Below are 22,364 nucleotides of genomic sequence, written 5' to 3'. Positions count from 1 at the left end.
ACGGCACTCAGGCCTGGGCAAAAGCCGCGGTCAGCACGTCGTTTTCGGTCAGGCCCTGGTTGGCCGCGAGCATCGTCTGCCGCCCACGCGACAGCACCATGACCGTTGAGGCGAGCGCCAGGACCTCCGGCAGCTCGGACGAGACGAAGATGACGCTCATGCCCTTCTTCGCCAGGTCCTGGATCTGCTTGTAGATGTCGGCCTTGGTGCGGACATCGACGCCATGCGTCGGCTCGTCGAGGAACAGGATGTCGGGCTCCGAGGCGAGGCAGCGGGCGAAGATCACCTTCTGCTGGTTGCCGCCCGAAAGACGCCGGATCGGCTGATCGGGTCCGGACGAGACGATGCCAAGGGAATCCCGGAAGCGAGCAAAAAGCGACTTCTCCGCGCCCAGATCCAGGATTCCGCCGCTCTTCTGGCGTTTGGCGACGGCGACATTCTCGGCAAGCGACAGGCTGGGCAGGATGCCGTTGGTCTTGCGACCTTCGGGCAGCAAGGCCAGTCCGCTCTTCCAGGCCTCCGTCGAATTGCCCGGCACGACGCCATCCGGGCGCATGATGCTGCCGACGGCGAGCGGGCGGATGCCGCAAAGAAGCTCCAGCAGCTCGGTCCGGCCGGCGCCGACGAGACCGAAGATACCGAGAATCTCGCCCTTGCGAAGATCGAAGGAGACCGGGCCGACGCGCCCCTTGTCGGCGATCGCCTCGGCCTTCAGCCGGATCGGCGCGTCAGCGGAGATAGCGGGCCTGTCGAGCGCATCGAAGGTAAAGGCGCGACCGGTCATGTCGGCAATGATTCCGGCGCGCGTCGTCTCGGCCACCGGCCGATCGCCGACGACGCGTCCGTCGCGCAGCACCACGACGCGGTCCGAAATCGCGAACACCTCGTCGAAGCGGTGGCTGATGAAGATGATGGCGACGCCATTGGCACGCAGGTCGCGGACGATGGCGAACAGCGCCTCGGCCTCGTGCGGTGTCAGAGAGGCGGTCGGCTCGTCGAGGATCAGCAGGCGGGCATTGCGGGCGAGCGCCTTCGCGATCTCGACGATCTGCTGCTCCGCGGTCGAGAGCGAGCCGGCCTCGACGCGCGGATCGATATGCGCGGCGCCGACGCGGGCGAGCAGCTCGCGCGCCCTGGCGGCCAGAGCCTTGCGGTCGATAAAGCCGGACCTGCCGGTCATGTAGTCGCCGATGAACAGGTTCTCCATCACCGAAAGCGAGGAGATTAGCGACAGTTCCTGATGAATATGGATGATGCCGGCATCGAGCGCCGCGCGGGTATCCCGGAAGACCGTCTCCTCGCCGCTCCACCGGATCGTGCCGCCGTCGCGCGGCAATGCGCCCGATAGGATGTTGACGAAGGTCGACTTGCCGGCGCCGTTCTCGCCCAGAAGCGCAACAACCTCGCCGGCGGAGATGTCGAAATCGACACCATGCAGGACGCGGTTCTGGTCAAACGATTTCGCGATGCCGCGGGCGGAGAGAAGGCAGTCGGTCATGGGGCTCTCAAATCAGGAACAAGGCCCTCCCCCGCTTGCGGGAGAGGGTTTCGTAAGGGGCTCTTGGCGCCGGACTTAGGTCTTGGCGCCCTTGCCGAGCGCTACCGGCGCATCGACGGCGATATCGGCCGGATAGGTGGCGCCGAAGCCCAGCATGTTGTGCAGCATGACGATGCTGTCGAAGGCCTGGCGCGCCGGGGCCTGATCGATGAGCGCGAGGATCTCGCCGCCGTCCTTGTACTGCTGCTTCTCCGGCAGATCGTCATAGCCGACGACGCCGACCTTGCCCGTCGCCTTGGAATCGCGGACCGCCTTGGCCGCGGCCTCGGAACCGCCGGCCGTGACGTAGAGGATCGACAGGTCGGGGTTGGAGGTCATGACGTCGGTCGCCTGCGAATAGGCGGTGGCGTCGTCGTCCTTGCACTCGAACGGTCCGACGATGGTGATGTCGGGATAGTTCTTCTTCAGAAGATCGAGCGCGCCGTTCATGCGGGCGTCGTGCTGGGCAGCGCCGAGATAACCGGTGATGACGGCGATCTTGCCCTTGCCGCCGAGCTGCTTGGCCATGAACTCGCCCGCCTTGGCGCCGGCGTCATAGGCCAGCATGCCGATCGAAACGGTGCGGTTCGACTTCTCGGCCGAGTCGGCGATGAAGGAGACGAACGGGACGCCCTCGGCGACGACTTCGTTCACCTTGGCGACGGTGCCGTCGAAGATCGGCACGGCGGCAATGCCGTCATACTGCTTGGTCAGGGCGCCATCGATGCCGGCAACCATCACTTCGGCCGTCAGGCCGGTGCCGAGCTGGATATAATCGACCGTGGTGTTGAGCGGCTTCAGATAGTCGGCGGCGGCGGCGATGCCCTTGTCGGCGGCTTCCCAGAACGACGAGCCCTGGAACGAGAGCACGGCGATACGGAGCGGCTTCGGAGCGGCGCCCTGGGCGGCGACGGCGCCACCGACGGCCTTGGCGCCTTCCGACAGCGCAACCTCTTCGGCGAGCGCCAGGCCCGGCATCAGCGGCAGGGCCAGTCCTGCGGCCGACAGCATCAGGAAGCGGCGGCGATCGAATGTCGTAGTCATGGTTTCCTCCAGGTTTGGATCGGGATCGGTTGGGGAGACGGCTCGGCGAGCCGCCTCAATCTTCTTCGCTGCGCCGGTTCAGACTGTCCGCGCCGACGGCGAGGATGACGACGAGACCGATGGTGATGGTCTGCCAGTAGCCCGAGACGTTGAGCAGGACGAACGCGTTGCGGAGCAGGCCAATCAGCGCCGCGCCGATGACGACGCCGCCGATCGAGCCGCGGCCACCGGAGAGCGCGACGCCGCCGAGGATGACCGCGGCGATGACGTCGAGCTCGTAGCCGAGGCCGAGATTGGGGTTGGCGTTGGTCAGCATGCCGCCGAGCAGCAGGCCGCCGAGACCGGCGAGGCTGCCCGAGACGGTGAAGACGAGGATGCGGGTGCGCGCCACGTCGATGCCGGCGAGGCGTGCGGCGCGGGCATTGTCACCGACCGCGTAAACGTTGCGGCCCCAGCGCGTGCGGGTGGCGAACAGCCAGACCAGGATGGTGAGCGCGACGAGCAGGATGAACTGCACCGGCACCCCCGCTATCTTTCCATAGCCCAGATAGGCCGCCCAATTATCGAAGCGCTGCGGATTGCCGTTGGTGATCAGCAGCGCCGCGCCGCGCGCGATCGACAGGGTGCCGAGCGTCGTGATGAACGGATTGATACGCAACTTGGTGATCAGCACGCCATTGGCAAAGCCGATCGCCATGCCGATGCCGATCGCGCCGGCGATGCCGACCGATGGCATACCGGTCATGGCCGAAACAATGGCGGCGGTCACGGCGGAGAGGCCAATGACCGAGCCGACGGAGAGATCGATGCCGCCGGCGATGATCACCAGAGCCTGGCCGAGCGCCACGATGCCGACGACCGAGATCTGGCGGGCGACGTTCGACAGATTGCGTCCGGTCAGGAAGAACTCGCTGGCGAAGGTCAGGCCGATGAAGACAAGGATGAGCATCGCGAGGACAGTCGCCTCGCGGCGCGTCCGCACGAAGCGGACGACGGTGGAACCGGTCATACGTTAGCGTCTCTTGAAAATGGGCTGGCGCTTTTCCTTGAACGCGGCCCTGCCTTCGGCGGCGTCCTCGGTGGCGAAGCAGATGGTCTGCAGGTCGCGCTCGTATTCGATCGCCTGATCCTGCGGGACGGTGAAGGCGGCCTGAAGATTGAGCTTGGCCGTCTCGGCGGCGATCGGCGCACGGCTGGCGATCACGTCGGCGATGGCGCGGGCGCGGGCTAGAAGCTCGGCCTGCGGCACGACTTCCGAGACCAGCCCCCAGGCCAGCGCCTTTTCGGCAGGGATCGGATCGCCGGTCATGATCATCAGCGCCGCGTTGGACGGGCCGACGGAATGGGCGAGGAAGGTCGCCATGCCACCGCCGCCAATCCAGCCGAGCTTGATCTCGGGTGCCCCAAACTGCGCGTTGTCCGAGGCGATGCGGATGTCGCAGCTCATCGACGTCTCGAGCCCGCCGCCGAAGGCATAGCCGTTGACGGCCGCGATGGTCGGCTTCAGTAGCTTGCGGATCGCGTCGCAATAGTCGGCACGATTGCGGAACTGCCAGGGCGACGCATAGGTGTCGAGCTCCTTGATGTCGGAGCCGGCGCAGAAGGCGCGCTCGCCCGCGCCCGTCACGATGACAACGCGGATCGTGTCGCTGTCATTGCACTCTCGCACGGCGGCGACGATCGCCTTCGACATCTCCGGCGTGACCGCGTTGAGCTTCTGAGGCCGGTTCAGCGTGATCGTCGCGACGTGGCCGTCGACGGTGAAGAGGATATCGTCGGTCATTCCAGCGCCTCCTTGGCCGTGCCGTCCATGACGGCGCCCTTCGCGACGAGCGCGTCGATCGCGGCCTCGTCGAGGCCGGCTTCCCGAAGCACGTCGCGGGTGTGCTCGCCGGCGAGCGGCGCGCCGCGGTCGACCTTGGACGGCGTCTTCGAGAACTTGATGGCGAAGCCCGGCGTCTTCACGTGGCCCTCGGTCGGATGGTCATATTCGACGAAGGTGCCGTTGTGCTTGATCTGCTCGTCCTCGACGAGGTCGGCATAGCCATAGACGGGGCCGCACCAGATATCCGCCGCGCGCAGCAGTTCCAGCCATTCTGCCGAGGACTTGGTCTTCAGCTTCTCGCGCGTCTTGGCGAAGATCTCGTCGCGCTTCTCCCAGCTGTCGACCTCGTCGTCCATGGTGAGGAAGCTATCCTCGCCGATCACCTGGCCGAGCGTCGCAAGCTTCGGGAACGAGACGATGATGTAGCCGTCCGTCGTGGCGAACGCGCCGTAGGGGGCGCGGATATAGACATGGGCATGCGGCTCGACCGAGCGGGTCTGCGGCTTGCCGGCGACGGTGAAGACCGAGAGCTCCTGCATCTGGATCGTCGTGATCGCGTCCAGCATGTTGACCTGGACCAGCTGGCCCTCGCCAGTCCGCTCGCGATGCAGCAGCGCCGCCAGCGCGCCCTCGAACGCCGTATAGGCGGTGATGGCATCGACCAGATACTGGCCGGCGGCGTTCGGCGGCTCGCCCTCGCGGCCCGCCGACAGCATCGCGCCGGACATGCCCTGCAGGACCAGATCCTGGCCGGGACGGTTCAGATAGGGACCGTCCTCGCCATAGCCCGAGATCGAAACGTAGATCAGCTTCGGATTGATCTTCGACAGGCTCTCATAATCGACGCCGAGACGCTTGGCGACGCCGGGGCGATAGTTCTGCAGGAAGACGTCGGCGGTCTTCACCAGCTCGAGCAGCAGCGCCTTGCCCTCTGGATTCTTCAGGTCGATGGCGAGCGAGCGCTTGTTGCGGTTGAGCGACAGGAACGAGACGTTGACCTTGTTGCCGCGCGCGCCGCCGGCGGCGACATGGCGCTGCCACTCGCCATTCAGCGGCTCGACCTTGACGACGTCGGCACCGAGATCCCCCAGACGCTGGGCAGCGAAGGGGCCGGCCATGGCGATCGAGCAATCGAGCACGCGGTACCCGGAGAGAATGCCCATCATTCAGTATCCTTGTTTGGCAGACGGTCGCGAGACCGTTCGAAGAAGCAGCTGGCCGGTTCGGCCGACGAAAGGGCTGGCCGGGACGTCACGCCATCCACCAGCCGCCATCGACATTGAGCGTCTGGCCGGTCACGAAGCCGGAGCTGTCGGAGGCGAAGAAGATCAGCGCGTTGGCGATGTCGGCGGGCTCGCCGCGGCGCTTGACGGCCTGGCGGTCGAGGACGTGGCGATTGTAGCCCTCGGGATCGGGATGGATCTTCTCGGCATCGGTCGGGAAGGCGCCGGGGGAGATCGCGTTGACCGTGATGCCGTAGGGACCGAACTCGCGCGCCCAGGCCCGCGTCAGGCCGACCAACGCGCCCTTCGACTGGATATAGGGCGAGAGATTGGCCCAGCCGCCCGAGAGCGTCACGCTGGTGATGTTGATGATGCGGCCGAAGCCCTTTGCCCGCATCGACGGCAGCGCCACCTGGACGCAGACGATGCCAGCATCGACATTGATACGCTGGACGGCCTGATGCTCCTCGATCGTGTAATCCTCGAACGGCTTCGAGGGATAGATCGCGGCATTGTTGATGACGATGTCGAAGCCGCCGACCTCCGCCGACAGCGCCTCGAGCGCCGTCCGCAGCCCGGCGAGATCCGAAAGGTCGAGAGACTGGAAGACGAGCCGGTCGAAGCCGGCCGCGCGGGCCGCCGATTTCAGCGCCTCGCCCTTGGCCGGGTCATTGTCGATCGCCACGACGGTGGCGCCAGCCTCGAGGAACGCCAGCGTCGCCGGCAGGCCGAGCCCGCCGGCGGCGCCCGTGTAGAGGATGGTCTTGTTCTGGATGGTCATGGGAGGTCCAACTCGGAAACAGTTGCCCCGGGCCAGGGCCCGGAACAACGAAGCGGATTTCGGGCTCAGCGGCCGGTGATCGGCCGGTGGTTGCCGGTCGGCGTCGGGTATTCTTCCATCGGCTGCTGGGCGAGGCCGCGGATGCGCTGCTCCAGCGCCGCCGTCGCTTCCTTGCCGGCGTGGACGCGGAAGGTGGTGTCGTAGCGACGCTCGTCGCCATGCTCGAGCCAGATCAGCTCATCGTGCTCGCGCGCATAGGTCTGGCCGAGCACATGGTTGGTCGAGGGCTCGAGGCCGACCGCGTACTGGCCGGCCTGCAGGTTCTGCCATTCGAACTGGCAGGGGAACTGGTCCTGACGGGTCTCGACCTCGAAGGCGAGGCCGAGGCGGTCGTTGACGAGCGCCACCGGCACCAGCCCGTTGGCGTCGGCCTTCATCTGGTGCTGCCACACCTGCTCGTGGAAGTTCCGCTGCGGCGCCGGCATGGTGCGGTAGCCGACACCCTGCTTCTGGTAATCCGCGCCAGCATGCGCCGCCCAGACCACTTCCTCGATCGGCGCGACATAGCGGGCGCCCTGTTCGAGCAGCGGAGCGGCCGGATTGATGTGGTAGCAGTACATGTGCGGCGTCTTGTAGAATCCGTGGTTGACGACGCGGTCGACGAGCTTGATCTCGTTGCTGCCCACCTTCGCCTCGATCCGGCGGATCAGATGCAGGTCCTCACCGAAGACGGCCGACTGCTGGACGATGCCTTCCGCCCACAGCGTGCACTCGTCGCCGTCCCACGTCTCGCCATAGCCGGTGAGCCGGGCCGGGATCGTGCCGACGCGGCCATGCAGCGAATGCTTCACCGTCTGGCGCGGCCCGTAGACATAGCTGTCGGCCGGAGCCTCGTGCATGAACAGCACATGGTCGAGGCCGCAGGTGACGAGCATGCCGGAGAAGGAACGCAGCCAGGCCAGCCCGCCCTCGCCCTCATATTCGTGCAGGAACGCATTCTTGAAGCCGGCCGGCGAATGCCAGCCGATCGAGGTGCCCTGGTAGTCGAGGTCGCCGATATCCATCGCGCGGTCGACGAGGACGGTGAAACGCAGGCCGGTCCCGGTGCGGAACTCGAGCATGCGGATGCCGCGCTCGACGCCATCGCCCAGCGTCATCAGCCGGACGCCGGCGAATTGCGACAGCATCCCGGAATGTTCCGCCAGCTCGCGCCGCGAGAAGGTCCGCCCGAAAAGTTGCACCATGGTCGTATCCTGATTGTCCTGTTTCACTGAGGGCGAGGAAGCTCCCTGCCCCACCTCCCCCGCAGTCGGGAGAGGAGATTTCTTCCGGCGCTCTTGCATCAAGGCGAGCGCTCCCTCTCCCGCTTGCGGGAGAGGGTTGAGGTGACGGCCTCTTTACAGCCCGTTGGCGCGGAACTTGTCGTCGAGGAACTTCTTCGCCCGCGGAACATCGTCTTCCGACAGATGCTCGATGATGACCGGGATGTTCGGGTGCTTCTCGGCCAGGCGCTGCAGGTAGAGGTCGTAGTTGAGCGAACCGGTGCCCGGCGCGTTCAAGACCATCTCGCCGACGCCGCGGAAGGTGTGCGAGGCGAGCGCGTCGTCATCGCCGATATCGGCGTGCTTCTCGCTCTTGTCGTCGCCGGCGCGGGCGACGTCCTTGGCATGGGCGATCTTGATCTTGTCGGCCAGCGTGTCGAACACCTGGTTCAACACCTTGTCCATGTTGTCGATGTTGTGATCCTCGAAGTAGTTCGTCGGATCCATCAACAGGCCGAGACCCGGGTGATCGACCTGCGCGAACATCCGCACCGTCTCCTCGACCGAGCCGACGACGTTGTTCACATAGGTCTCGAGCAGGAACATCGAGCCATGGTCATAGGCTTCCTGCGCCAGCTCCGCGATCACGGCGCGGCACATCTCGAAGCCTTCTTCCGACTTGTTCTTCGGATCGCTCATCCACTCGCTCTCGGTATTGTAAGTACCGGTCTCGGAGATGACGTAGGGCGAGCCGAGATCCCGCGCGTTGCGGATGATTTCCTTCAGCCGCTCGACATTGGCTTCGCGGTGCGCCAGGTCGGGATGGATGATGTTGGTGTAGCCGGAGATGCAGCAGATCGGCAGGTCATGGTCGCGGAACGTGTCGCGGACGGTCTTCGCCTTCGCCTTGGTGATCTGGCCGGCGCCGAGGTCGATATCCTTGAAGTGAAGATCGAGCTGCACGGTGTTGAAGCCGTGGCCACGGATCTTCTTGGCCGTCTCTTCGAGGCCGTAGGGGAAATAGCCGGTGAAAATGCCGGACTGCATCATGATGAGTTCCTCCCTGGAATTCAGATGGCGATTTCGGAAAGCTTGACGGCGCGGCCCTCGGCGATCGAGCGGTAGCCCGCCTCGACCAGCGCCACGGTCTTGACGTTGTCGGCGACGGTGAGCGCAGGGGCCTCGCCCGTCTTCACCGCGTATTGCAGCTGCTCCATCACGCCCTTGAAGGCATGCGGGAACCACATCGTGTTCCATTCCGGCGTGACCCATTTGCCGCCGGTCGTGCGCTTGGAGGCATAGCTCAGCGTCGAGGCGACTCCGGTCGGCCAGCCGATCGTGCCCTGGGCGACGCCCTCCGTGCCCTCGACCCGCCATTTGATGTAGATGTCGCTGTCAAAGCCCTCTTCGCGCGGGCCGGACCAGACATCCTCCATCGACACCGCCATCACGCCGGACGGGAACTTGATCGTCGAGACGGTGATGCCGTCGGTATGCTCGAAGGTGGTGCGCGGATCGGTGCGGGCGGCCGTGTAGATCTCGTCCGGCTCGCCGAACAGGAAGCGCAGCACGTCGAGGTGGTGCACGCTCATGTTGGAGAGCGTCAGCCGGTCATATTGCTCGAGGAAGGTCTGCCAGTGCGGGATGGCGCGCATCTCGATGGTGGCGATGACAGGCGTGCCGAGTTCGCCCTTGTCGAGGATCTGCTTCAGCACGCGCATCGACTGGTCGTAGCGCATGTTCTGGTTGACGGAGAGGATCTTGCCAGCGGCCTTGGCCTCGTCGCGCAACGCGATGGCATCCTCCAAGGTCAGCGCCAGCGGCTTCTGCGCCAGTATGCCCTTGATATGCTTCTGCTTCAGCGCGTGACGGATCAGCGCCGGCTGCTGGTCGGGCGGAAAGGCGAGATCGACGATCTCGACGGTCTCGTCCTCGATCAGCGCTTCCGGCGTCTCGTGCACGGTCGGGATCGACCAGCGCGTCGCCACCTTGGCGGCGTTCGCCTTGGTGCGCGAGGCGATCGCCACGACCGGGAAGCCGGCCTCGTGATAGGCGGCGAGATGGCATTCGGCCATGATCATGCCGGCGCCGATGGCGCCGATTCTGAGATCGTTGACCCGGATCTCCGGATCGGGCGCGAAGCCCTTCGAGTCAGCCATGGTTTCCTCCGTCTTCTTATGGGTTCGCGCGGGTGACGGCCGAGCCGTCCGCCGCGAAGAAGTGAATGTCGGCCGGATCGACCGAGAGGGTGATCTTCTCGTCCGCCGCGAATTTCGGCTGGCCTCGCAGCAGCGCCCGCAGCCGCTCCTCCCCCGCCGTCAGCGTCACCACGGTGAAGCCGCCGAGCGGCTCGACCTCGAAGATGCGGGCGGCGGCCCCGTCGCCATCGCGCCAGGGCGCGAGCTTCAGGCTTTCCGGCCGGATGCCGAAGGCGGTCGCCCGCTCCGGTGCGGCGGCGAGGGGCAGGCGGATAACACCCTCCGCCGCTGTTAGCCTTCCGTTAACCGTATCGACCGTTCCGGTAAGCAGGTTGATCGTCGGCGCGCCGACCAGACCCGCGACATAGCGGCTGGCCGGCCGGTCATAGATGGCACGCGGCGTATCGACCTGGCGGATGGCGCCGCCATCGAGGATCGCCATCCGATCGGCGACCGACATCGCCTCTTCCTGGTCATGCGTGACATAGACCAGCGTGTGGCCGAGCTCCTGCTGCAGCCGCTTCAGCTCGACGCGGGTTTCCTCGCGCAGCCGGGCGTCCAGGGCCGAGATCGGGTCGTCCATCAGATAGGCGGCCGGATCGCGCACCAGGGCGCGTGCGATCGCCACGCGCTGGCGCTCGCCGCCCGACAATTGCGCAGGCGGCTTGTGCAGGATGTGGCCGATATGGAGCTTCTCGGCGACCGAGGCGAGCTTGGCCGCGATCTGCGCCTCCGGCACCTTCCGCTCGACCAGCGGAAAGCGGATGTTCTCCCGCGCCGTCATATGCGGGAACAGCGCCAGGTTCTGGAAAACCATGGCGACGTTGCGCGCCGCCGGCGACACCTCGTTTACCCGCTTTCCGCCGATCCGGATCTCGCCCTCGTCCGGCGTCTCCAGCCCGAGGATCAGGCGCAGGATCGTCGTCTTGCCGGAGGATGGCGGGCCGAAGAAGCAGAAGAACTCGTTGTCGCGGATGGTGAAGGAGGCGCGGTCGAGCGCCAGCACGTCGCCATAGCGCTTCGAGACGTTTTCGAAGGTGATCTCGGCCATGCTCAGGCTCCCCGGATCGCGGCGGTCGAGGCGGCGTCGAACAGGCGGACAGCCCCAGGCGCCGGCACGATCGTGACCGCGTCGCCGACCGCGAAGCCGACATCGTTCTCGGTGACGATCTTCACCGGCTGGCCGCTCTCGGCATGGACGATGGTGCGGGCGCCGATGCGCTCGACGAAGGTGACGCGGGCGCGCAGCCCCTGCCCTTCGGAGGCAAGCGTCGCCTCCTCCGGCCGGAAGCCGTACTGCACGGCCCGGCTGCCGGCTGCCCGCGCCGCGTTGGCGAGATCATCCGGCAACGGCGGCGAGAGGCCCCAGGGCCCGAGGTCGACGGCGAGGCCGCGATCGGTCTCCGCCAGTTCGCCGGCGATCAGGTTCATGCCCGGCGAACCGATGAACTTCGCCACGAAGATGTTGGCCGGGTTGTTGTAGACCTCGAGCGGTGTTCCGACCTGCTGCAGCACGCCATGGTCCATCACGGCGATACGGTCGGCCATGGTCATGGCCTCGAGCTGGTCATGCGTGACATAGACCATGGTCTGCTTGAACTGCTTCTGCAGATGCTTAAGCTCCGTCCGCATCACGGCGCGGAAGGCGGCGTCGACATTCGACAGCGGCTCGTCGAGCAGGAAGATCGCCGGCTCGACGATGGCCGAGCGGCCGATGGCGAGGCGCTGCAGGATGTTGACCGAGAGCTTGGCGCTCTTCTGGTCGAGCATCGGTGTCAGCTGCAGGAAGTCGGCGATGTTCTTGACCCGCCGGTCGATCTCCGACCGGCTCATGCCGCGCATCTTCGGGCCATAGGCGAGGTTCTGGCGAACCGTCATATGGGTGAAGATGGCGTAGTTCTGGAACACGAAGCCGACGCCCCGCTTGCCCATCGGCACGCCGTTCATGTCGCGGCCGTCGAACAGGATGCGGCCGCCGGAGGGTTCCTCCATGCCGGCGATCATGTTCATGGTCGTCGACTTGCCGCAGCCGGACGGCCCCAGCAGAGCCATGAACTCGCCGTCGCGGATCTCGAGATCCATCGTCTTCAGGGCGGTGAAGTCGCCGAAGCGCTTGACCAGGTTTTCAAGCCGGATCGTGGTCATGCCCGCGCTCCCTTCCGAGCGACGGCATCGCCATTCCTGGCCGCCTCCATCCGCTTCATGGCGAAGACGGCGACAACGGAGAGCGCGATCAGGATGACGAGGGCGATGGCCGCGACATAGCCCCAGATCAGGTCCTGGGTCGTGACCTTGTAGATGTAGACGGAGATCGTCTCGGTCGCGACGCCGGGGCCGCCGCCGGTCATGATGTAGAGCGTGTCGAAGATCTTGAAGATCTCGATGACGCGGATCGCCAGCGCGATCACCATGATCGTCTTGATGCGCGGCAGCATGATCGTAAAGAAGCGCTGCCGCCAGCTGGCGCCGAGCAGGGTCGCCGCCTTGAGCTGGTCCTCCGGCACGCCGACGAGGCCGGCGAGCAGGATCAGGAACATCAGGGGCGTCCATTGCCAGATGTCGGCGACCATGACGGCGACCAGCGCCAGAGTCGGATCGGAGAGCCAGGCGATCTTGATGTCCATGCCGGACAGCGCCGACAGGATGCCGTTCAGCGGTCCGCCGGACTGGAACAGCATGAAGAACATGTAGCCGGCGACGGCGGGCACCACCATCATCGGCATCAAGAGGATCGAGTAGAAGATCTGCTTGCCGGGGAAGTCGTCCATGAACAGCGTGGCGAGGCCGAGCGCGAGCAGGAACTCGGCCGGCACGCAGACGAGCATGATGATGAAGGTGCGCCAGAGCGCGCCCCACCAGCGCCGGTCCTCGAGCAGGTCGGTGTAATTGGCGAAATTGTTCCAGGACTGCCAGGCCTTCCACCAGCCGACGCCGTCGAGCGGCGACCAGTCGGTCAGGCTGATATAGAGCTGCATCAGCAGCGGGAAGACCGCGATGAACAGCACGAGGAGCTGGGTCGGCAGGGTCAGGCGGAAGCCGAGCCGGCGCGATTCCCGGTCGACGGGCGGCAGGGTGCGTGGCGCCGCCGCGGCGGTCGCGGCGATGGTTTCGGTGGCGCTCATTGCTTCAGCGCTCCGAAGGTCAGGCCGCGGACCAGATGCTTCTGGATGGCGATGCCGAGGATGACCGGCGGGATCGCCGCGAGCAGGCCGAGCGCCGCCTTGGCGCCATAGAGCTGGCCCGTCATCGAAGATGACAGCGACGCCATGTAGACCGGGATCGTCACCCAGTTCTTGGTCGTCAGCAGCAGCGCGATCAGATAGTCCGACCAGTTCAGGATGAAGACGAGCAGCGCCGAGGAGGCGAGCGGCGCCCGCATCACCGGCAAGGTGATCTTCATGAAGACGCGGAAGCGCGAACAGCCCTCGACCAGCGCCGCTTCCTCGATCTCGCGCGGCATCTCGTCGAAGAAGGTCTTCATCAGCCAGAAGGCGAAGGGCAACGTGACGATGCCGTAGATCAGCGCCAGGCCCCACCATGTATCGATCAGGCCGAGGAAGGCCCACATGATCATGACCGGGATCATCACCGCCATCGGCGGGAACAGGCGAAGCTGGATCAACGCCAGCGGCAGGTTCTTGCCGGAGCCGAAGCGCGACAGGCCATAGGCGGCAGCGGTGCCGCAGACCATGGCGATCAGCGTGCCGAACACGGCCGACAACAGCGACGACAGGATCGGCCGCCAGGCGGTGCGCTCGAGCGCGACGATCAGGTCGGACGTGCTCTCGCCGAAGACGAAGCGGAAATTGTCGAGCGTCGGGGCGCGCGGAATCCACGTCAGGTCAGCGCCGGTGGCGGACCATTCCGGGATCGGCTTGAAGGCCATCGACACCATCCAGAGGATGGGCAGCAGCGTCAGCGCGAGCGCAAGCGCGATCGCGGCATAACGGAAGGTTTCGAAGGCGGGTGAACGCCGCATGCTCATTCCTCTCACGACCCTGCGTCTTGTCGCCGGCCGTCCAACCAGCTCGCCGTCATCCCTGCGAAAGCAGCGCCCCCTTCGGCTTCCCCAGAACGGGGCCGAATGGATCCCGGCGTCGCCGGGGATGACGGAGCGCGCTGGCGCTCCGTTTCCTTGAACCAACCGAAAGACCCTCGCCCCACCCACCCATTGGGGGGTAAGCGACGGCATTTCGGATCCCCTCCTCCGTCATCCCCGCGAGGCATCCATTCAGCCGGTACACTTCACGGCTGAATGGATGCCGGGTCTTCGCCCGGGATGACGGCGGATGGGTTCGGCTACGTCACGACCGGATCGAGCACGGTCGGCCACGAGGCCTTGTTGCTGCGGATCGCGTCGAGGAGCTTGTCCTCGCCGATGCGGCGGGCAATCCGCTTCCATTCGCGTTCGGTGTCGGCCATCGCCTGCTCCGGCGTCTTCGACTTGGTGCAGGCGGCGACGAGATTCTCGTCGAGCGCGTTGTGGAAGGCGGTCGCGCCCGGATAGTTGATGGTCGGCACCGTGCGGGCGACGACCTCGCGCAGATTGTCCATGTGGTAGGCGTGATACGTCTCGCGGACGAGCGGATCGGAGAAGTTCGACAGCTGGAAGGGGTCGAAATAGCCACCCGGATTGGCCGTCATCCAGGAATAGATCCGGCTCGAACCGAGCCACTGCAGCAGCAGGTAGCACGCTTCCGGATGCTGGCTCTGGGCCGAGATCGAGGCAGAGAGGTTGAGCCACAGGACGGAACGGCGGACCAGCTTGTCGTCGATGACGCGGCCCGGCGGCAGCATCGAACCGATCTTGCCGGTGACCTTCGAGCCGTCATTCGCCTTGTTGTCGAGGAATTTCGGCAGGTTCGAGAAGGCGCAGGTCATCGCCGCGCCGCCATTGCCGAAATTGCCGTATTGCTCCGGCCAGCCCCAGGAGATCGCGTCCGGCGAATGATGGGCGAGGCTGTCGACATATTCCGTCGTCGCCAGGATGCCATTGGCCGAGTTGATCAGCGGCGCGCCGTTGTCGTCGAACAGGAACTGGTTGGGCGAGGCGGTCGAGACGAAGCGCTGGTACCAGTTGGTGTAGCCCCAACCCTGATTGCGCAGGTCGGTCGAGCCGAACAGGCCCTTGTCCGGGCGATGGAAGTGCGAGGCGATGTCACTGTGCTGCTTCCAGGTCGTGGGCGGCGCCAGGTCGTAGCCGAACTTGTCCTTGAAGGCCGACTGCTCGGCCGCATCGCCGAACAGATCCGTGCGGTAGACCCAGCACTGGTAATCGCCGTCGAGCGAGACGCCGTAGACGGAGCCGCGATAGCGGTTGAACAGGCTGACGCCGGCGTCGCCGCCCGGATAGCCGCGCTCGGGACTGTCCCATTCCGGCTTATACTGGGCGACGAAATCGTCCATCTTGACGAGGCCGTTGGTCTCGGCGAGGTCGCCGAGCCGGTTCCACTCGACGGCGTAGATGTCGAACGCGCCGCCCTGGGTGGAGATGTCCTGCATCGCCTTGGTGAATTCCTGACCGTTCGGCTGGCCGACGATCTCCAGCGTGATGCCGGTTTCCTTCTCCCAAAGGTCCTTGATCGACGGCGCCCCTTCCGGGAACGGCTTGGTCAGCTGGCCGATCGAGCCATCGGACAGGCCGAGCACGATCTTGGCCGGCGCCTTGCCGGCGGCCTTCAGCGCCTTGATGCCCTCGACGGCGCGGCCTTCCGGCGTATCGGCGCCATACTGGTAGCGCTCCGCACCCGGGAAGCCGGTCGGTCCGCCGATCATGCCGGGCGACAGCGCCGTGTCGGCGAAGGCCGGGCGCAAGAACTTCGGCGCGATGCCGACGGCGGCCGTCAACGCGAAAGCCGAACCGCCCGCCTTCAGCAGGCGACGGCGAGAGACGCCGGACGAACCGGCGGACGAACCGCGCATGGACATGTTTTCCCCTCCCAAGGACCAGCAGGTCTTTTTGACCCGTCACATCAGGCAGGATGATTGATATTGATTTGTTTCGATGTCAACAGGCGATGCAGCGCATCATTATTCACAGTATAAAATGATGCGTCGCAGCATGCCGTCGTGCGGCATCGTGCCGGTTTATCGCGCCGCAATGACTCAAACCCGTCACTTCGCACGCCGTTCGGGGCCTCCAAAGGCGAAGAGGATTGGTCGAGCTATCGATTCACACACAGGAATCAGTCAAACTGAACAATTCGATACCGACCTCATTGACATCATTTTACATCAAAGACATCATTTTCTGATGCGGCGGCGCGGACGCTTCCAGTCGACGGATCAATCGGCGTAGCGTGCGGCTTTCTTCGACCCTGGAACGACTCGGACAGACGGAATGCGGACGACGCTGACGGACATCGCAAGGGAGGCAGGCGTTTCGACCGCGACGGTCGATCGCGTGCTCAACAATCGCGACGGTGTCCGCGAGCGGACGCGCGAGCGCGTGCTGTCGATCGCCGCCAACCTGGGCTATCTGGAAGAGGCGATCCGCCCAGCCCTCCTGCCGACGGGCCAAGCCTTCCTGCCGGGCGGCATCGTCGACATCGACATCGTGCTGCCGGGCGGCACCAACACCTTCATCAACAATCTCGCCGACCGCTTCGCCGACATCGCGGCGATCCGGCCCGACGTCAATCTGCGCGTCCACTCGATCGAGGGCTTCGAGCCGGTGCTGCTGGCGGAAAAGCTCGAAGCGTTGCGGGGAAACAGCCAGGGCGTCGGGCTCATCGGGCTCGATCATCCCGTCGTGCGCGAGGCGATCCGCTCGCTGGCCGGCTCCGGCGTGCCGGTGATGACGCTGGTTTCCGACATCAGCCACGTGCCGCGCATCGGCTATGTCGGTATCGACAACCGCGCCGCCGGCCGCCTCGCCGGCTATCTGCTCGGCCGCTTCATGAAGGCCGAGACCGGCAAGGTGGCCCTGTTCGCCGGTTCGCTCTCCTATCGCGGCCACGAGGAGCGCGAGATGGGCTTCCGCCACATGCTGCGCGAGGAATATCCGGGCCTCTCCATCGTCGAACTGCGCGAGATCCGCGACGACACCGAGCGCGCCTACAGCGAGGCGGTGGCGCTGCTCGCCCGCCATCCCGATCTCGCCGGGATCTACAACATCGGCGCGGGAAATCGCGGCATATCGCGGGCGCTGCAGGAGGCGGGGCGCGAAAAATCCGTCGTCTTCGTCGGCCACGAGCTGACCGAGCACACGCGCCGCTTCCTGATCTCCGGCACGATGGACGCGGCGATCGACCAGAATCCGCGCGTCGAGGCGCGCGAGGCGGTCGACCGTCTCGCCCGCGCCGCCCGCGGCGAGGAGAACCCGACCGGACCGGCGACGCGGTTGCAGGCGATCTTCAAGGAAAACATCCCGGAGGTGTGAGCGCGCGATCGCCGCTCTCCATCCGGCCGGGGCGGCTCGCACCCCTTCGCGATGCGCAGTCGACTGTCAAAACCGTATCAGTCGGCTGGCGTTTCGGGATTGGCGTGGCGGGCGAACAGCCCCTATCCTCGCGGCCCTGATCCACGAAGCGGGCGCGTTCGGACGAGCTGCCCGCAATCCCTGCGGAGGCCCCGATGTTTCAATCGCGCACGATGACGGCGATCGTCTGCCACGGACCGAAGGACTATCGCGTCGAGGCGGTCGGCCGGCCGGAGCCGCGCCGGCGCGAGCTGGTGCTGAAGATCGACGCCTGCGGCATCTGCGCCAGCGACTGCAAGTGCTGGTCCGGCGCCAACATGTTCTGGGGCGGCCAGAACCCCTATGTGAAGCCGCCGGTGATCCCGGGCCACGAGTTTTTCGGCCGCGTCGACCAGATCGGCGAGGAAGCGGCCGAGCATTTCGGCGTCGCGGTCGGTGACCGCGTCATCGCCGAGCAGATCGTCCCCTGCGACAAGTGCCGCTACTGCCGCTCGGGCCAGTACTGGATGTGCGAGATCCACAACATCTTCGGCTTCCAGAAGCAGGTCGCCGATGGCGGCATGTGCGAATACATGCGCATCCCCGAGACGGCCCGCGTCCACAAGATCCCTGAAGAGATCTCGCTCGACGACGCGGCGATCATCGAGCCGCTCTCCTGCGCCATCCACACGGTCAATCGCGGCGACATCCAGCTCGATGACGTCGTGGTGATCGCCGGTGCCGGCCCGCTCGGCCTGTTCATGACGCAGGTCGCCCACCTGAAGACGCCGAAGAAGCTGGTCGTCGTCGACCTCGTGCCGGAACGACTCGCTCTCGCGAAGTCGTTCGGTGCCGACGTGGTGATCAACCCGCGCGAGGAAGACCCGATCGAGGTGGTGCGGGCCTTGACCGACGGCTATGGCTGCGACGTCTATATCGAGACGACGGGCGTGCCGGCCGGCGTGACGCAGGGGCTGGAGATGGTGCGCAAGCTCGGTCGCTTCGTCGAGTTCTCCGTCTTCGGCTCGGAGACCAGCGCCGACTGGTCGATCATCGGCGACCGCAAGGAACTCGATATCCGCGGCGCCCATCTCGGCCCCTATTGCTACCCCATCGCCATCGACCTGCTGCAGCGCGGCCTCGTCACCTCGAAGGGCATCGTCACCCATCACTACGGCCTGAAGGATTGGGACGTGGCGATCGACAAGGCCTATGGCCTCGACTCGATCAAGGTGCTGCTGCGCCCCGGCTATGGCGCCGACGCGGCCGGCTGACACCGAAACAGGGACCGTTTCATGAGCTTCTTCATCGGCATCGATGTCGGCACCGGCAGCGCACGGGCCGGCATCTTCGACGCGGACGGCGTGCTGAAGGCCTCGGCCAAGCGCGAGATCACGCTCTGGCACGAGCCCGGCGACGTGGTCGAGCAATCGTCCGAGAACATCTGGCAGGCGATCACCGCTTCGGTGCGCGAGGCGATGGCCTCGGCCGGCGTCGCGCCCGACGCCGTCGCCGGCCTCGGCTTCGACGCCACCTGCTCGCTGGTGCTGATCGATGCCGACGATGCGCCCGTCACCGTCAGCCAGTCCGGCGACCCCGCCCGCAACATCATCGTCTGGATGGACCACCGCGCCACCGAGCAGACGCGCCGGATCAACGCGACGAACCATCCCGTGCTCGCCTATGTCGGCGGCGTCATCTCGCCGGAGATGGAAACGCCGAAGCTGCTCTGGTTGTCCGAAAACCTGCCGGCAAGCTTCGCCAAGGCGAAGCATTTCTTCGACCTCTCCGACTGGCTCACCTATCGCGCTACCGGCAGCCTCGACCGTTCCGTCTGCACCGTCACCTGCAAATGGACCTATCTCGCGCATGAGAAGCGCTGGGACGAGGGCTATTTCCGCCAGATCGGCCTCGGGATCCTGGCCGACGAGGGCTTTGACCGCATCGGCACCCACGTCGTCGACCCCGGCACGCCGCTCGGCCGCGGCCTGACGCAGAAGGCGGCGGACGAACTGGGGCTGAAGGCTGGCATCCCGGTCGGCGCCGCCATGATCGACGCGCATGCCGGCGGCATCGGCTCGATCGGCGCCCGCGACACGGCGGACCGCGCCACCGACGCCAAGCGCCAGATGGCCTACATCTTCGGCACCTCGGCCTGTGCCATGACGACGACGGTCGAACCGCGCTTCGTGCCCGGGGTCTGGGGTCCGTATTTCTCGGCCATGCTGCCGGGCCTGTGGCTGAACGAGGGCGGCCAATCGGCGGCGGGCGCTGCGATCGACCATCTGGTCAAGCTGCACCCGGCCCATGCGGAAGCCAGCGCGAAGGCCAAGGCCGCCGGCAAATCGCTGCTCGGCGTGCTCGAAGCGCGCGTCGGCGCGCTGGCCTCGACGCCGGAAGCGCTCGCCCGCCTGGCCGCGACGATCCAGGTCGTGCCGGAATTTTTGGGCAACCGCTCGCCCAACGCCGATCCGCAGGCGCGCGCCGTGCTCGCCGGGCTTGACATGGACGAGGATCTCGACAGCCTGGCGCGGCTTTATCTCGCCGGCCTCTGCGGCCTCGGCTATGGCGCGCGGCAGATTGTCGAGGCGCTGGCCGAACAGGGGGCGGAACTCGACACCATCGTCGTCTCCGGCGGCGCCGGGCAAAGCCCGCTGGTGCGCCAGATCATGGCCGACGCCACCGGACTCACCATCGCCATTCCGGAAACCGGCGAGCCGGTGCTGCTCGGCGCGGCGATCCTTGGCGCTGTGGCGGCCGGCGCCTATCCGGACGCGGTGGCGGCGATCGACCGGATGTCCCGCCTCAGCGCCGAGCAGAAGCCCTCGGGCGGCAAGACGTCGGCAATCCACGACGCCAAATACAAGGTGTTCCTGGCTCTGCAACAGGCCGACCGCGCGGCGCGGAAGCTGGTGGCGGCGGCGCTCTGAAGGCGATGAAACCGGGCAAAGCCCTACTTCTCACCTCTCCCTGAGGGGATCTACGCGCAACACCGCCTTCATCGCGCGGGTCGGGTCTTGCCACCTCCCACCGTCATCCCGGCGAAGGCCGGGATCCAGACGCACCGGCCTGCGAAGGATGGGCTGCACCAAGCTTTCTCGCCAGTGTTCATGGGCCCTGGCCTCCGCCGGGGCGACGGAGCCTTGCCCACAAAGCGTGGGCCTTACGGCGACCTGAGTGTTCTGCAAAGGTCTCCTCACGGAGAGGTGAAGAAGAAGCCATTCCTGCCGTGAAGAGCCCGGGATCTCGCGATCCCGGGTCTTCTCTTGCCTCAGGCCGGCTCGAACAGCGTCTGGATCGCCATTTCCGGCACCAGCACCAGGCCCTTGTCGGTGATGCGGATTTCGGGGATCACCGAGAGCGGGATCAGGTTGAAGCCCATATAGGGGATCGAGCAACCGGCCTTCTCCCATTCGACTTTCAGCGCCCGCGTCTCCTCGGCCACCTCGGTGACGCGCTTGTCCGAAAGCAGACCGGCGATCGGCAGGTCGATCTTCGCCAGCACCTTGCCGTCGGCGACAACGCAGACGCCGCCCTGCGTTTCCGCCACCGTGTCGAGCGCCAGCTGCATGTCCGGTTCGTTGGTGCCGGCGACGATGATGTTGTGGCTGTCATGGCCGACCGACGAGGCGACGGCGCCGCGCAGCAGGCTGAAATTCGACAGAACGCCATGCGCGACATTGCCGGCCGATTTGCCGTGCCGCTCGACGACGGTAACGAAACAGAGGCCGTGCCGCTCGAACAGGGTCTGCCAGTCGTTCGCCGCCTCGATCTCGATTTTCTCGTGGCCGAGTGTGATGCCGGGAAGCTCGGTGCGGATCGCGTGCAGCGTGCCGGGGCCGGCCGGCAGCTCCGGGGTCAGCTTCAACCCTTTCGGCAGCTTGACCGTCTGGTAGGCGGCCTTCGGATACTGGTAGCGATCGGAAAGCGCCGCATCGAGGATCGGCGTGATCTTGGCGCCGTCGACGACCAGTTCGCCGCCATACCAGGTCGATTGCGGGTCGAGATCGTCGCCCATCAGCACCAGATCGGCGCGGCGGCCGCCGCCCATGCCGCCGATCTCGTTCTCCTGGCCGAAGCGTGTGGCGCCATGCAGCGAGCCCATCGACCAGGCCTGTTCGGGCGACATGCCGGCCTTGACCGCCTCGCGCACCACCCAGTCGAGGCCGAAATGCATCAAATCGTCGGCGTCGCGGTCGTCGGTGCACACCGCGATGCGCTTGTGCGAGGAACCGAGCTCGGTGATCGTCTTGATCGCTTCGGGGAGCGAATGCCACGGCGTCGTCGGCGGGCCACCGCGCAGGAACAGCCAGATGCCGGCCTCGAGCATGTCGTCGGCGATGTCGCGGTCGATCGCCTCATGCGTGTCGGTGACGCCGGAGGCGGCATAGGCCGCCACGAACTCGCGGCCATAGACGTGACCCGAAACCGGCCGTCCGCGCGATAGCGCCGCCGCGATGATGGCGTGGCTGCGTTCGTCGCCCATGGCGACGGGAACAAAATCCATCTTCTCGCCAAGCGCGACGGCTTCCGGCCATTTGTCGAACAGTGCCGCGATCTTGTCCGGCGTCAGGTCGCCGCCGGCCGTCTCCAGCTCCGGCGAGGTGGCCGGCACGGTCGATGGGACCGTCAGGAAGATCGAGAGCGGCGCGACGCGCGCATCCTCCAGCATCGCCTCGACGCCCGCGACGTCCATGACGTTGCCGATCTCGTGGCTGTCGCAGAAGATCGTCGTCGTCCCGTTCAGGAGCGCCGCCTCGGCATAGGCGCAGGCCGTCACCATCGACGATTCGATGTGGATATGCGGATCGACCAGGCCGGGAGCGATGATGCCCCCCTTCGCGTCATAGATCGCCCTGGCGCCGCCCTTGTGCGTGCCGGAGGGCTTCACCGCCGCGATGCGACCGCCGGAGATCCAGATCTCGCGCTCGGCCAAGATCCGCTCCGAATAGGTCGAGAGCACGCGCGCGCCCTTGATGACGAGGTCGGGCGCGGTGCGGCCGGAGGCCACGTCGGCGAGACGCCGTGTCATGGTCGCGAGCGGCGCGACGGAGAAGCGGGTGAGCCTGGTCATGCGATGTCTTCGCTCCTTGCG

The 22,364-nt window shown here is 66.1% G+C and carries 18 protein-coding genes; 3 read left to right on the top strand and 15 right to left on the bottom strand.

Annotation, left to right across the window (positions count from 1 at the left end; translation table 11 throughout):
- Positions 1–7: 7 nt before the first annotated feature.
- The 14 genes from G342_RS0100935 to G342_RS0100870 all read right to left on the bottom strand — a co-directional run bounded on the left by G342_RS0100935 (position 8) and on the right by G342_RS0100870 (position 15,792).
- Entirely contained in the window at positions 8–1,498 is a 1,491-nt protein-coding gene (locus G342_RS0100935) for a sugar ABC transporter ATP-binding protein (RefSeq protein ID WP_018181222.1), read from the bottom strand.
- Between the two features lie 75 nt (positions 1,499–1,573).
- Positions 1,574–2,581, bottom strand: a complete 1,008-nt coding sequence (locus G342_RS22815) for a substrate-binding domain-containing protein (RefSeq protein ID WP_018181221.1) — start codon at positions 2,579–2,581, stop codon at positions 1,574–1,576.
- A gap of 55 nt (positions 2,582–2,636) precedes the next feature.
- Positions 2,637–3,590: an ABC transporter permease gene (locus G342_RS0100925; RefSeq protein WP_018181220.1), complete on the bottom strand. Its 954-nt coding sequence runs from the start codon at positions 3,588–3,590 to the stop codon at positions 2,637–2,639.
- 3 nt (positions 3,591–3,593) lie between these two features.
- Positions 3,594–4,364 (bottom strand): enoyl-CoA hydratase/isomerase family protein, encoded by a 771-nt coding sequence (locus G342_RS0100920; RefSeq protein WP_018181219.1) that lies wholly within the window; start codon positions 4,362–4,364, stop codon positions 3,594–3,596.
- Complete coding sequence (locus tag G342_RS0100915; protein WP_018181218.1) at positions 4,361–5,569, bottom strand: CaiB/BaiF CoA transferase family protein; 1,209 nt, start codon at positions 5,567–5,569, stop codon at positions 4,361–4,363. Before G342_RS0100915 ends, G342_RS0100920 begins: the two co-directional genes overlap by 4 nt.
- An 88-nt stretch (positions 5,570–5,657) precedes the next feature.
- The gene (locus G342_RS0100910; protein ID WP_018181217.1) at positions 5,658–6,410 is read right to left on the bottom strand and encodes an SDR family NAD(P)-dependent oxidoreductase; all 753 of its coding nucleotides are present in this window, start codon (positions 6,408–6,410) and stop codon (positions 5,658–5,660) included.
- Between the two features lie 65 nt (positions 6,411–6,475).
- Entirely contained in the window at positions 6,476–7,654 is a 1,179-nt protein-coding gene (locus G342_RS0100905; protein WP_018181216.1) for an aldose 1-epimerase family protein, read from the bottom strand.
- Between the two features lie 153 nt (positions 7,655–7,807).
- Positions 7,808–8,722, bottom strand: a complete 915-nt coding sequence (locus G342_RS0100900; protein WP_018181215.1) for a sugar phosphate isomerase/epimerase family protein — start codon at positions 8,720–8,722, stop codon at positions 7,808–7,810.
- A 20-nt stretch (positions 8,723–8,742) separates the two neighbouring features.
- Positions 8,743–9,831 carry a Gfo/Idh/MocA family protein gene (locus G342_RS0100895; RefSeq protein WP_018181214.1) on the bottom strand — a complete coding sequence of 363 codons (1,089 nt, stop codon included), beginning with the start codon at positions 9,829–9,831 and terminating at the stop codon, positions 8,743–8,745.
- Between the two features lie 16 nt (positions 9,832–9,847).
- Positions 9,848–10,921, bottom strand: a complete 1,074-nt coding sequence (locus G342_RS0100890; protein ID WP_018181213.1) for an ABC transporter ATP-binding protein — start codon at positions 10,919–10,921, stop codon at positions 9,848–9,850.
- A gap of 2 nt (positions 10,922–10,923) precedes the next feature.
- Positions 10,924–12,015: an ABC transporter ATP-binding protein gene (locus tag G342_RS0100885; RefSeq protein ID WP_018181212.1), complete on the bottom strand. Its 1,092-nt coding sequence runs from the start codon at positions 12,013–12,015 to the stop codon at positions 10,924–10,926.
- Positions 12,012–12,992 (bottom strand): carbohydrate ABC transporter permease, encoded by a 981-nt coding sequence (locus G342_RS0100880; RefSeq protein ID WP_018181211.1) that lies wholly within the window; start codon positions 12,990–12,992, stop codon positions 12,012–12,014. The genes G342_RS0100885 and G342_RS0100880 overlap by 4 nt, the downstream gene beginning before the upstream one ends.
- On the bottom strand, positions 12,989–13,849 hold the full coding sequence (locus G342_RS0100875) for a carbohydrate ABC transporter permease (protein WP_018181210.1): 861 nt from the start codon (positions 13,847–13,849) through the stop codon (positions 12,989–12,991). The genes G342_RS0100880 and G342_RS0100875 overlap by 4 nt, the downstream gene beginning before the upstream one ends.
- Before the next feature lie 320 nt (positions 13,850–14,169).
- The gene (locus G342_RS0100870) at positions 14,170–15,792 is read right to left on the bottom strand and encodes an extracellular solute-binding protein (protein WP_018181209.1); all 1,623 of its coding nucleotides are present in this window, start codon (positions 15,790–15,792) and stop codon (positions 14,170–14,172) included.
- 418 nt (positions 15,793–16,210) lie between these two features.
- Here G342_RS0100870 and G342_RS0100865 point away from each other — a divergent pair, with 418 nt between their 5' ends.
- The 3 genes from G342_RS0100865 (at position 16,211) to G342_RS0100855 (ending at position 20,199) form a co-directional block, all read left to right on the top strand.
- Complete coding sequence (locus tag G342_RS0100865) at positions 16,211–17,251, top strand: LacI family DNA-binding transcriptional regulator (protein ID WP_018181208.1); 1,041 nt, start codon at positions 16,211–16,213, stop codon at positions 17,249–17,251.
- A 194-nt stretch (positions 17,252–17,445) separates the two neighbouring features.
- The gene (locus tag G342_RS0100860) at positions 17,446–18,543 is read left to right on the top strand and encodes an erythritol/L-threitol dehydrogenase (RefSeq protein ID WP_018181207.1); all 1,098 of its coding nucleotides are present in this window, start codon (positions 17,446–17,448) and stop codon (positions 18,541–18,543) included.
- Between the two features lie 21 nt (positions 18,544–18,564).
- A complete protein-coding gene (locus tag G342_RS0100855) occupies positions 18,565–20,199 on the top strand; it encodes an FGGY-family carbohydrate kinase (RefSeq protein ID WP_018181206.1) in 1,635 nt (544 codons plus the stop codon).
- A gap of 341 nt (positions 20,200–20,540) precedes the next feature.
- Here G342_RS0100855 and G342_RS0100850 read toward each other — a convergent pair whose 3' ends face one another.
- Complete coding sequence (locus tag G342_RS0100850; protein WP_018181205.1) at positions 20,541–22,343, bottom strand: adenine deaminase; 1,803 nt, start codon at positions 22,341–22,343, stop codon at positions 20,541–20,543.
- Positions 22,344–22,364: the final 21 nt, after the last annotated feature.

The sequence above is a fragment of the Kaistia granuli DSM 23481 genome (genome assembly GCF_000380505.1).
GTDB lineage: Bacteria > Pseudomonadota > Alphaproteobacteria > Rhizobiales > Kaistiaceae > Kaistia > Kaistia granuli.
This window is presented reverse-complemented; position numbering and strand designations above follow the sequence as displayed.